Genomic DNA, 11,170 nt, shown 5'->3' with positions numbered 1-11,170 from the left:
CCGGGGGCGGGGGCGCCGGCCTCCGGGGCCCTCGCCTCCGCAGACCCCGCCTCCGGGGCGGCGGTCCGCGCGCCGGCGTGCGCGCGGCTGCCGCGGACGCCGTCGTAGGCCGCGCCCGGGCCGCCGACGATCCAGTCCCGCAGCTCCGTCGCGGGGTTCTCGTAGGCCTCGTACCCGCCGCCCAGGCCGGACCGGCCCAGCTCGCGCAGCCGCAGGTAGGGCGCCAGCGGCTCGCGGCTGGCGCGGGTGTTGACCTCCACCAGCGCGAGCAGGATCGACTGCAGGACCACCGGCAGCATCTCCCGGCTGTGCACCACGTCGGTGGTCAGCAGCGGGTCGGGGAAGCTGCGGAAGCCGCCGCCCCCGCCCACCTGGTCGGGCACCCAGATCTGGGCGGTGAGCGGGGCGAGCCGGACCTGGTCGAGGATCCGGGCGGTGAACCAGCCGCGCACCATCGCCCGCCGGATGGCCGGGGAGATGGGCAGCGCCTCGGTCAGCGACCGCGCCCGGCGCCAGCGCCAGAACTCCGCGCGCGTGTCCGGCGTGGTGCTGCGCGCGCCCCACTCGCTGGCGATGGGCTTCATGAGGGAGTCGAACACGACCGGCTCGTAGGGCGTGGCCAGCACGCTGAAGACGTCGATCGCCGCCTCGGTGCCCTCCCCGAGGGCGGCGGCGACGTCGGCGGACCACTGCCCGCGGCTCTGCAGCACCCGCCGCACGACCTCCCGCCCGGGCGAGCGCTCGGGCAGGGGGATCTCGCTGAAGGAGAGCACGTGGGTGGCGGAGTGGACGTCGTGGACCTGCACGAGCACCCCCGGGTTGATCTTCACCAGCGGGGCCGAGGCGTCGAGCGCGGAGACGAGCGCGCCCTCGAAGGCCGCCAGGCGCCGGGCGTGGTCGGCGGGCTCGGCCCGGTCGGGGTCGAGGTGGTCGCGCAGCCCCTCGCCCAGGTAGCGCCCCACGGCGGTGCCCTCCCGGCCCAGCCACCGCCGCGCGCGGCCCAGCAGCGCCGTGCCGGAGACGTCGAGCTCGAAGGCCGCCCGGGACGGGGCGGTGAGGACGCCGGCGCGCAGCGCGTCCTCGCGCGGCACCCACCCGGTGCGCTGGCGCAGCAGGTGCTGCGCGCCGGCCGCGACGTCGTCGGTGTCGAGGACGACCTGGGTGACCGCCTCGCGCCGGGCGTCGCCCGGCCCGGCGGCCTCCACCGTGCGGGTGACCAGGTCGGCGAGGATGCGCGGGTAGGCGGTGGTCGGCTCGAGGAGGAACTCGTTGGGGGCGGGGCGCAGCCGTTCGGGCACCGCGTCCCCGACGGGCCACAGCGCGATGGGGGACGGGCGCCCGTCGACCGGGGCGACCTCCGCCTGGGCCAGCGCCGCCGTGCCGCGCTCGACCGCCGCGCGCAGCGGCTCGAGCAGGTTGTCGACGAGGTCGGGCAGCAGGGCGGCGGCCATCTCGCGCAGCTCCGCCTCGTCCTGGCTGATGAGGACGTCGACGGCGCGGCGCACGCCGGCGAGGATGGCGGGGGAGGCGCCGGTCAGGGTGGCGCCGCCGCGGTCGACCTCCTGGGCGACGGCCTGCTCGCGCCCCAGCGACCAGCGCTGGTGGCGCGCGGCGGTCTCGCGCAGCTCCTCGCGGACCCGGCCCAGCTCGGTGGCGAGCATGCCGAGGATGGCGGCGGTGACCGGCCCGCCGTGGACGGCGAGGAAGCGGGCGGTGTGGTCGGCCAGGTGCCGCTGCACCTGGGCGACCCAGTCCCGGCCCCGGGCGTGGCGGGCCAGGCGCAGCTCGTCGCGGAAGGCCGGCTCGCGGGCGGCCGTCTCGGTGAGGATGCGGTGGCGGACCTCGACGGCGGACAGGCCCCGGTCGCCGACGCCCTCGGCGACGCGCCGGTGCAGGGTGTCCGCCAGGGCCCGGGCGAGCCCGGCCTGGGTCTCGGGCCGCAGCCCGTCGAGGACGTCGTGGGCGCCGTCGCCGCGCTCGTCCAGGCCCGAGGCGGTGAGGAAGGCGCCGAAGACGTCCTGGGCGACGTCGGCGACGAGGCGCCGGGGGATGCGCTCGTCGTCGGGCAGGCGCAGCTCCTCGTGGCGGCGCAGCACGCGCTCGACGGCGGCCCGGGCCAGGTGCTCGGCCGCGTAGTCCCGGAACCGGTCGCGCCCGAGCCCCACCCGGGCGGACCCCAGCGCGGTGAACGGGGTCTCGGTGCCGGCGGCGTGGACGGGCAGGTGGTCGGTGACCGCCTGGGCGGTGGCGGACCAGTTGCCCTGCACCGTCGCCGTCAGCCGCTCCTGCAGCGTCGCCGAGGTCACCCAGGCGGCGACCGACCGGCCGATCGCCCGGTAGACCGCGTTCTGGGTGCCGTAGGAGACCTGCTCGTTGCGGTTGCCCACGAGGAAGGGGTAGCGCGGGCCGAGCCGGTTGACCGCGCCGAGCTGGATGCCGTGCGCGGCGAGCAGGGCGCTGGTCTCCTCCCCGGGGCCCTCGGTGTTCCAGTACCCGGCCAGCAGCTCCCCGAGGGTGGCCAGGGAGTTCGGGCGCACCCCGCGGCGGTGCTCCTCGGGCAGGTAGTCGAAGACGTCGGGGGCGTAGAGCAGGCCGATGCTCTCCGAGGCCCAGGGCTCCCCGAGCGCCCGGACGGTGTCGCACACGTCGATGACCGCGCCGGCGCCGGTGCCGCCGGCCACCGAGCAGATGACCAGGACCACCGGGTCCGGCGCGGCGGCGGCCGGGGCGCCGCCGAGCAGCCGGGTGGCCCGCTGGAGCTCGCCGACCACCTCCGCGCCGGTCAGCGCCCGCCGGGCGGCGCCGACGGCGTCGCGCAGGTCCTGCAGGCTCGCCAGGGTGATGACCCGGCCCAGCGCCCGGTACTGCCCGGCGCCCTTGCTCGCCGGAATGTTGACCTTGTCCGGGTCGGGGCGCCAGGTGCCCATGGCGTCGCCGGCCGGGGTGCGCCCCGCGCCCGCCAGGGCGGCGTCGATGTGGCGGTAGGTCAGGCCGGTCTTGACCAGGCCGCGGTAGCCGCCCGGGGGGAGCTGGGCGGGCAGGTCCGGGTCGTTGCCGTCGGCCTGGGTGGGCACGTCGAGGTGCAGCAGCTGCCAGGCCGCCGGCAGGTCGCCCTCCCAGCCCAGCTGCTCCATGCGGCGCAGCAGCTCGTCGCGGACGACGCGCAGCGTCTTCCCGCCCGACCCGCCCACCCCGATCATCAGGAACGGTCGCAGCATGCCTGCTCACCCCTTCGGGTCGCTCATCGGAACACCGACGGCGGGGCGTCGTCGTCCCGGGTCGGTGGGTGGCCGTGGTCCTCGCGGCGGGCGTCGTCGTCCCAGGGGGCGTCGTCCCACCGGTGCCCGCCGCCGTCCCACGGCGGCGCCCCGGCGCCGGGCTCGCGGGCGTCGTCCCACAGCGGGCGGTACTCCGGCGCGGCCTCCCCGCCGCCGGCGGCGTCCGCGGCCGCCTGCTCCGCGCCCGCGGGCACGACCGCCGGCTCGGCGGGCCGCAGCGCGGTGACCCGCCGGTGGATCTCCTCCCACACCGCGCCGCTGCGGTCGACCTCGGCGCGGGCGGCGTCGACCAGGTCGGCGAGGCCGGCGGTCTCCTCGGCCACGCACACCAGGCGCCCCCGGACCTCGCCCTCCCCGGGCTCGAGCGCGAGGTAGAGGACGGCGCCCAGGCCGAAGGCGGCGCGCGCCCGGCGCCCGTCCAGCCACGGCTGCCGGGCGTCGGTGCTCGCCACGAGCTCGCCCGCGGTGCTCCGCACCCACGCGGCCGGCTCCGCGAACGGCACGAGCGGCAGGGTCCGCCAGAAGCGCAGGCCGGCGGCGTCGAGGCGGGTGACCCGGCGCGGCGCCGGCTCGGGCAGGTACCGGAAGTCGTCCGGGGTGAGGAGGGCCGCTGCGCCGTCGGCCCGGTGGGGCCCGCCGGGCGTGAGGACCACCGGCACGCCGGCCACCCGGGTGCGGGGCCCGAGGGCGAACCGGCCCACCGCCGCGTTGCCCACCCAGCCGATGCCGCAGGGCACCGCCAGCGCCAGGAGCATCAGCGCCGCGACGAGCCCCCAGCGCAGCGGCTCGTTGACCGGGCGCACCAGGCCGGCGGTGACCGGGACCGCCACGGTCGTGGTCGCCTGCCCGTCCGCGGCGGTGAGCGTGAGGGTCAGCGTGCCCTCGACGCGCCCGTCCGCGGGCCCGCCGGTGCGCAGCCGGAAGTCCCAGCCCCGCTCGGCGCCGGCGGGCAGGTCCAGGCACCGCTGGTCCGCGGTCACGGCCACCCGGCCCGCCAGGGCGGGGCCGGTGAGCGGGCCGACGGCGTAGCAGGCGCGGGTGGGGCCGCGGTCGCTCCCGGTGAGGCGCAGGGTGCCGGTCGCCGACGTGGTGCCGGAGAGGGGAGGGAACGCCAGCCGGGGCGTGTCCAGGCGCGGGAAGGCCGGCGGCAGGGCGGCGGGCACCGTGGCGCTCGCGGCCACCGGGCCCAGGGCGATGCCGCTCGGCGCGGAGGTGGCCGAGGCGAGCGCCGACAGCGGCACGGCCGCGGGCCCGCCCAGCGGGACCGTCACCTCGCCGCCGGCGGTGCCGCCGGCGGGCGCCGCGAGGGGGACGTCGGCCCCGCCCGCGCGCAGGGTCAGCCGCAGCGCCCGGTACGCGGCGGGGTCGACGGGGGTGCCGTCGGGGAAGCGGGCGGTCACCTCCACCCGTGACGGCCGGCCGACGACGATCCCGTCCGGGGCGGCGACGCTGAGCGCCACGCCCCAGAAGTAGTACACGTCGACCGTGGCCGGGCCGCCGACCTCCACGGTCCACACCCCCGGGCGCGGCGGGCCGGCGGGATAGGTCACCGAGACGGTGGTGAGCCCCTGCGCGCTGGTGACGAGGACGTCGGCGCCCTGCACGGTGCTCGAGCCGGGGGCCAGCGGGAGCTGGCCGCCGTCCGGCGCGACCAGGCGCGGCGGCGCGGCGGTCTCGAGCACGGCGCGGAAGCCGGCGACGCCGCGGTCGAGGGGGACGGGCAGGGCGCCGCCGGGGCAGGCGTCGCCGGGGCAGCTGGTCCGGGTGGCGGCGCGGCCGCCCTCGAGGAGCGCGGCGACGCCGGCGAAGAGCCGGCGCAGCTCGGCGGGCCGGTCGGCGCGCAGGTAGGCCCCGGGCGCGGCGTCGGCGGGCACCGGCTGGGCGCCGCAGCGGGTGCCGTCGCCACCGCCCTCGGCGATGGCACGCAGCTGCTCGCGGGCGGCGGGCGGCACCGCCCCGGGCCCGGAGTCGGTGAACAGGGCGACGGCGACGACCGGGATGCGCGCGCCGCGCAGCCCGTCGACCAGGCCCTGCGGGTCGCACAGCTGGGCGGCGGCCGCCGGGGTGGCGGCGCCGACGTCGAGCTCGCCGTCGGTGAACCACAGCAGCACCGGGCACGAGGTGCCGCCGAGGGCGGCCTGGCGCTGCTGCAGGGACTGCTGGGCGCCGCGCAGCGCCACGCGGTAGTCGGTCTCGTCGGCCCGGTCGCGGCGGGGCAGCTCGGCGCGGGCGGCGCCCACGAGCGCGTCGGCGTGGGCGCCCTCGACCCCGCCCCACGGCACCAGCTCGGTGTAGGCGGACCCGAACGTGGCGAGGTTCGCCTCCACGTCGAGCCGGCCGCCGGCCCGCGGCAGGGCGGCGAGGGAGCTGACCGCGGTGGCGATCGCCTCCACCCGCCGGTTGCCCGGGTCGGTCGCGCGCAGGCTGCTCGACTCGTCGACGACGATGGCGACGAGCAGGTGGTCCGCGCCCGCCGCGCACCCGGCGACCTGGGCGAACGTGCGCTGGCCGACGTCGCTCAGCGCGTCCGCCTGGGCCCGCGCCGGGGGCGCGAGCAGGAGCAGGGCCGCGGCGAGGACGAGGCCGGCCGCCCGGCGGGCGTTCACTTCGCGAGCTCCGTGGCGACGACGAAGGCATGCCACGCCCCGGAGGTCAGCCCGAGGACGACGGCGAGGGTCGCGGCCCGCTCCAGCGCCGCCGCCGGGTTGTACCAGGGCGAGGCGCCGGCGCGGCGGCGCAGGATGCGGTGGACCTGCACGAGGACGCCCGCCGCGACCGCGCCGAGGAGGTACCCGGCCACGGCGGCGCGGAACGCCGTCGGGGTGTCGGCTGCGGCCAGGTCGACGGCGACGAGCAGCACCGACGCGGTCGCGGCGGCCAGCGCGGCCGACGCGGGCCACGCCGGGGCGCGCACCGCCCGGGAGCCGGCCGCCGCGCCGTCAGCCCGCGATCCCGCTCGTCCATGAGCCATCGGGGCGCCCTTCCCGTTCTCGCCCGCGAGCACCTTGGTGATGAACGGTACTCGGGCGACCTGGGCGCGTCAGGCCCGGCCAGGCCCCTCCGACAACCCCCGTGCAGACGCCGGACCCCGCACCCGAGCGGGTGCGGGGTCCGGCGGCCCGGCCGCGGGCCGGGCCGAGCTCAGTTGCCCAGGCGCTTGACGACCTCGGCGAGGGAGGGGTTCGTCGCCGCGGAGCCGTCCGGGAAGACGACCGTCGGCACGGTCTGGTTGCCGCCGTTGACCGACTCCACGTACTTCGCCGAGGCCTCGTCCTCCTCGATGTTGACCTCGGTGTAGGAGATGCCCTCGCTCTCCAGCTGGCTCTTCAGCCGACGGCAGTAGCCGCACCAGGTGGTCGAGTACATGGTGATGGTGCCGGCCTCGGGTGCCTGCGTCGTCATGGAGGACTCCTTCCTGTCGTTGTGATTTCAAACGCCCACGACGCCCCGATTCTTCCGCAGGCCGCCCGGCGCCGCAGTGAGGAGCCTCACGTCGTGGGGACGGGCGGTGGGCCTGTCGGTGGCGGCTGAGAGACTGGGGCCGATGAGTACCGAAGAGCTGCTGGCGGCGTTGGACGACGACCAGCGCGCCGTGGCCGAGCACCTGACCGGGCCGCTGTGCGTGCTGGCGGGGGCGGGCACGGGCAAGACCCGCGCGATCACGTACCGCATCGCGAACGGCGTGCGGTCCGGGGTCTACAACCCCCAGACGGTCCTGGCGGTGACCTTCACCGCCCGTGCCGCGGGGGAGATGCGCTCGCGGCTGCGCGACCTGGGGGTGGCCGGGGTGCAGGCGCGCACCTTCCACGCCGCCGCCCTGCGCCAGCTGTCCTACTTCTGGCCGACGGCGATCGGCGGGCAGGTCCCGCGCATCGCCGAGCACAAGGCCTCCCTCGTCGCCGAGGCCGCCGGCCGCCTCGGCCTGGGCGCCGACCGGGTCGCCGTGCGCGACCTGGCCGGGGAGGTCGAGTGGGCCAAGGTCTCCCTCGTCACCACGGAGGACTACGCCGCCAAGGCGGCCCGCACCGGGCGCGAGGGCGCCGCCGGGCACGACCTCGCCACCGTCGCCCGGCTGCTGTCGGTCTACGAGGACGTCAAGAACGAGCGCGGCGTCATCGACTTCGAGGACGTGCTGCTCCTGCTGGTCGGGATCCTGCTCGAGCGGGAGGACGTCGCGGCGCAGGTGCGCAGCCAGTACCGCCACTTCGTCGTCGACGAGTACCAGGACGTCTCCCCGCTCCAGCAGCGCCTGCTCGACCTGTGGCTGGGCAACCGGCGCGAGCTGTGCGTGGTCGGGGACGTCTCGCAGACCATCTACTCCTTCACCGGCGCCACCCCCGCCTTCCTCACCGACTTCCCGCGCCGCTACGCCGGGGCGCAGGTGGTCCGGCTCGTCCGGGACTACCGCTCCACCCCGCAGGTGGTCGACCTGGCCAACCGGGTCCTCGCGCGTGCCGGGCGGCACCGGTCCTCCGCCGCCGTCGAGCTGGTCGCCCAGCGGCCGTCCTCGGTCCCGGTGCGGTTCGAGACCTACGACGACGAGCTCGCCGAGGCCCGCGACGTCGCCGAGCGCATCGGCGCCCTGCAGCGCCAGGGCGTCGCCCTCAGCGAGATCGCCGTGCTGTACCGCACCAACAGCCAGTCCGAGGCGATCGAGCAGGCCCTGGCCGACGCCGGCATCGGCTACCTCGTGCGCGGCGGCGAACGGTTCTTCTCCCGCCGGGAGGTCCGCGAGGCGATCCTCATGCTGCGCGGGGCGGTGCGCTCCAGCGCCGACCAGCCGATGCCGGAGGCGGTGCGCGACGTGCTCGCCTCCGGCGGCTGGTCGCCGGAGCCGCCGGCGGCCCGCGGGGCCGTGCGCGAGCGGTGGGAGTCGCTCAACTCCCTGGTCAACCTCGCCGACGACCTGCACGCCACCCGGAGCGCCGACATGGCCGGCCTGGTCGCCGAGCTCGACGAGCGCATGGCCGCCCAGAACGCGCCCACGGTGGAGGGGGTGACCCTCGCCAGCCTCCACGCGGCCAAGGGGCTCGAGTGGGACGCGGTGTTCCTCGTGGGCGTGTCGGAGGGCCTGCTGCCCATCTCGCTGGCCGAGGGCGAGGACGCGATCGCCGAGGAGCGGCGCCTGCTCTACGTGGGCATCACCCGCGCCCGCGAGCACCTCCAGCTCTCCTTCGCCCGCGCCCGCACCGTCGGCGGGCGGGCCTCGCGCAAGCGCTCACGCTTCCTCGACGGCGTCTGGCCCGACGGCGGGGACGGGGTCCACGGGGGTCGCCTGTCCCGGCGGGCCGCGGCGCGGGCACGCACCGAGACCTTCGCCGCCGAGAACCCCGCCGACGTGGAGCTGTTCGAGCGGCTGCGCAGCTGGCGCGGCGAGGTCGCCAAGGCCGTGAGCAAGCCGGCCTACACCGTCCTGCACGACACCACGCTGCAGGCCATCGCCACCGCCAAGCCGAAGGACCTGCGCCAGCTCGCCGTGCTGCGGGGCATCGGCGCCACGAAGCTCGAGGCGTACGGCCCCCAGGTCCTCGCCGTCGTGCGCGGGGAGGACGTCGACGTGCAGGAGTGGCTCTCGCGGTAGCCGCGACCGCATCGCCACAGAGCGAAAACAGCGCGAAAAGGCGTGCCGAGCGCCCGTCGACTCATCCCCGGGGATGACCTCCGCTCATCCGTCCGGGTGAATTCTGGGCGAATTCGGAAAAAGAGATTGCCCGCGCGCTCGGGTGCCCTCTAGGCTCCATCGTGTCCGAGTCGACCGGGCCCCTGCCTAGCCAGCACGAAGGGGTCCCCGCTGCTGAGGGAGGTGCCAGGAAGTGATCAAGGAAATCTACGCCGTGTGCACGCCGGCGAGTGACGATCACACACCCCTCCTCGGCACCGCCGTGGCGAAGGTGCGTCGTCGCACCGCGCCCATCGGCACCTCCCAGGGGACCGCGACCCGGATCTAGGACTGCACGAGCTGCACGTTCACCGGCCGCGGAACCCATCGGGTCCGCGGCCATCGTCACCTTTGACGGACCGCGGGCCACGGCCCCGGAAGACGTGAACGGAAATTCAGGAGCACTCGTGCAGCTCACCAGCCTTATCGACCAGATCAGCCAGGGCGCGTCGACGTCCTGGCCCGCGACGCCCGAGTCCGAAGCGGAGCGGCGCCTGGCCGGCGACGCCGGCTGGGGCCTGCTGTCCACCCCCACCTCGCCCGGTGGCACGCCGTGCCAGGAGGCCGAGGACAGCGACCTGTGGTTCGCCGAGCGCACCGCCGACGTCGAGCGCGCCAAGGCCCTGTGCCGCACCTGCCCGGTGCGTGAGGCGTGCCTCGCGGGGGCGCTCGAGCGCGGAGAGCCGTGGGGCGTGTGGGGTGGCGAGGTCTTCCAGGACGGTGTCGTCGTCGCGCGCAAGCGGGGCCGCGGTCGCCCGCGGAAGGACGAGTCGGCGGCGTGACGCGCCGTAGGAGCCCCCGGGCAGGTGCCCCGGGGCAGGGGACGGGCCGAGCCCGGCACCGATGGTGCCGGGCTCGGCCCGTCCTCCCGTTCGTGCAGGGCGTTGCCCGTCGTTCCGGTCGTGCCGGCCCGGGGCCCGGCTCAGCTCCCGGCCGACGCCACGGTGGGCGCCGGCCGGCGGGCCGTGGCGCCGTCCGCCACGGTTCGCCCGCCCTGCCGCCCGGCCGCGGCGCCGTCCGTCGCGCACGTGCAGCCCGGGTGGGCGCTCCACCCCCGGAGCGCCGGCAGCGGGCCGAGCGCGTCGACCGTCAGGGTGGCCCCCGCCACCGCCACCGCGCGCCCGTCCACGGCCGCGAGCACCTGCTGGGCCGCCAGCGCCGCGCCGAGCGTCGCCAGCGTGGCCTCCGTCGGCGCCGGGGCGGCCGTGAGCAGCTGGGTGGCCACGGCGGGCCACGCCGGGTCGGCGTCCGTGCGGTGCAGGTCGACACACCGGGTGCAGGGGCCCTGGCCGGGCACGACGAGCGGCCCGACGGTGACCTCGACGTCGCCGACGACGACCGGCAGGTGGGTGATGGCGGCGCGGCGCAGGGTGGCCAGCCGCACCGGGTCCGCCACCGCCGTCGCGACCACGACCACGACGTCGGGCCGCGCACCGGGCGGCGCGGACGTGCGGACGTGCGGATGCACCGAGCGCAGGTGGCCGACCGCCTGCTCGGCGCGCCGCCCGCCGACGGCACGCGGGTGGTACGGGCCGACGTCGGACTCCTGCACCGCCGCGCCGTCCTCCAGGAGCACCGTGCCGATGCCGGCGTCGGCGAGGCCCATGGCCAGCGTGAGCCCGAGCCGGTCGAGGCCGACGACGCCGACGCTCGCCCGTGCCCGGGCCTCCAGCACGGCGCCGCCGTCGCCGTCGGGGCGCAGCCGCGACCAGTAGGCCTCCTCCGGGCGCGGCTCCGCCAGCGGCCACGCCGGCCGGGCGCGGGGATCGAGCACCTGGGCGGCCTCCAGCCGGGCGATCAGCTCGCGGACGCGCTCGGGGGCCACGCCCGCCGACCGGCCCAGCCGCAGCAGGTCGGCCTCGGTCGGGGCGCGCACCAGGGCCTCGAGCACGCGCTGCTCGGCGGGGGTGAGGTCGCGCAGGAGCACCGAGCACCGCGGGTCCACGCCGACCTGGGTCTCGCCGGCCCCTCGCCACAGCACGCTCAGGCCAGGACGCAGTCGCACGGCAGGTCCCCCTCCCCGCCGGTCCGCCGACCGGCCCGCGCCGAGCGTGGCACGCGGCGGCCACCCCGCGCGGGACGCGCGCGGCCCGCTGTGGACAAGCCGGCCGGCCGGACGGTCCCGGGATCGCCGGAGCCGGCCCGGGCGCCGGGCGGGGGAGAGGGAGGAGAGGCCGGGCCTCGCGGCTAGGCCGGCGCGGGCCCGCCCGGGCGGCCGGGCTCCTCCGGGCCC

General features: G+C 77.8%; 7 protein-coding genes. 2 read left to right on the top strand and 5 right to left on the bottom strand.

Annotated features, from left to right (window positions below):
* The 4 genes from GD970_RS20845 to GD970_RS20835 all read right to left on the bottom strand — a co-directional run.
* Nucleotides 1-3,218, bottom strand: a 3,218-nt coding sequence (locus tag GD970_RS20845; protein WP_152204807.1) for a tubulin-like doman-containing protein, incomplete at its 3' end; no start/stop codon positions are given.
* A gap of 23 nt (nucleotides 3,219-3,241) precedes the next feature.
* Nucleotides 3,242-5,884, bottom strand: coding sequence for a vWA domain-containing protein (locus GD970_RS20840; RefSeq protein WP_193315010.1), 2,643 nt, complete (start codon nucleotides 5,882-5,884; stop codon nucleotides 3,242-3,244).
* Nucleotides 5,881-6,249: a hypothetical protein gene (locus GD970_RS21910; protein WP_170297347.1), complete on the bottom strand. Its 369-nt coding sequence runs from the start codon at nucleotides 6,247-6,249 to the stop codon at nucleotides 5,881-5,883. The genes GD970_RS20840 and GD970_RS21910 overlap by 4 nt, the downstream gene beginning before the upstream one ends.
* Nucleotides 6,250-6,419: 170 nt before the next feature.
* On the bottom strand, nucleotides 6,420-6,680 hold the full coding sequence (locus tag GD970_RS20835; protein ID WP_152204805.1) for a mycoredoxin: 261 nt from the start codon (nucleotides 6,678-6,680) through the stop codon (nucleotides 6,420-6,422).
* A gap of 142 nt (nucleotides 6,681-6,822) precedes the next feature.
* Here GD970_RS20835 and GD970_RS20830 point away from each other — a divergent pair, with 142 nt between their 5' ends.
* Both GD970_RS20830 and GD970_RS20825 read left to right on the top strand, forming a co-directional pair.
* Nucleotides 6,823-8,859, top strand: coding sequence for an ATP-dependent DNA helicase UvrD2 (locus GD970_RS20830; protein WP_152204804.1), 2,037 nt, complete (start codon nucleotides 6,823-6,825; stop codon nucleotides 8,857-8,859).
* Between the two features lie 485 nt (nucleotides 8,860-9,344).
* Nucleotides 9,345-9,719 carry a WhiB family transcriptional regulator gene (locus GD970_RS20825; RefSeq protein ID WP_152204803.1) on the top strand — a complete coding sequence of 125 codons (375 nt, stop codon included), beginning with the start codon at nucleotides 9,345-9,347 and terminating at the stop codon, nucleotides 9,717-9,719.
* A 140-nt stretch (nucleotides 9,720-9,859) separates the two neighbouring features.
* Here GD970_RS20825 and GD970_RS20820 read toward each other — a convergent pair whose 3' ends face one another.
* Nucleotides 9,860-10,942 (bottom strand): ThiF family adenylyltransferase, encoded by a 1,083-nt coding sequence (locus GD970_RS20820; RefSeq protein WP_152204802.1) that lies wholly within the window; start codon nucleotides 10,940-10,942, stop codon nucleotides 9,860-9,862.
* Nucleotides 10,943-11,170 lie beyond the last annotated feature (228 nt).

This window comes from Georgenia thermotolerans (assembly GCF_009193185.1).
In the GTDB taxonomy this organism is placed as follows: Bacteria; Actinomycetota; Actinomycetes; order Actinomycetales; family Actinomycetaceae; genus Georgenia; species Georgenia thermotolerans.
Note: the sequence above shows the minus strand (reverse complement) of the source record. Positions and strands in the feature narration are given on the sequence as shown.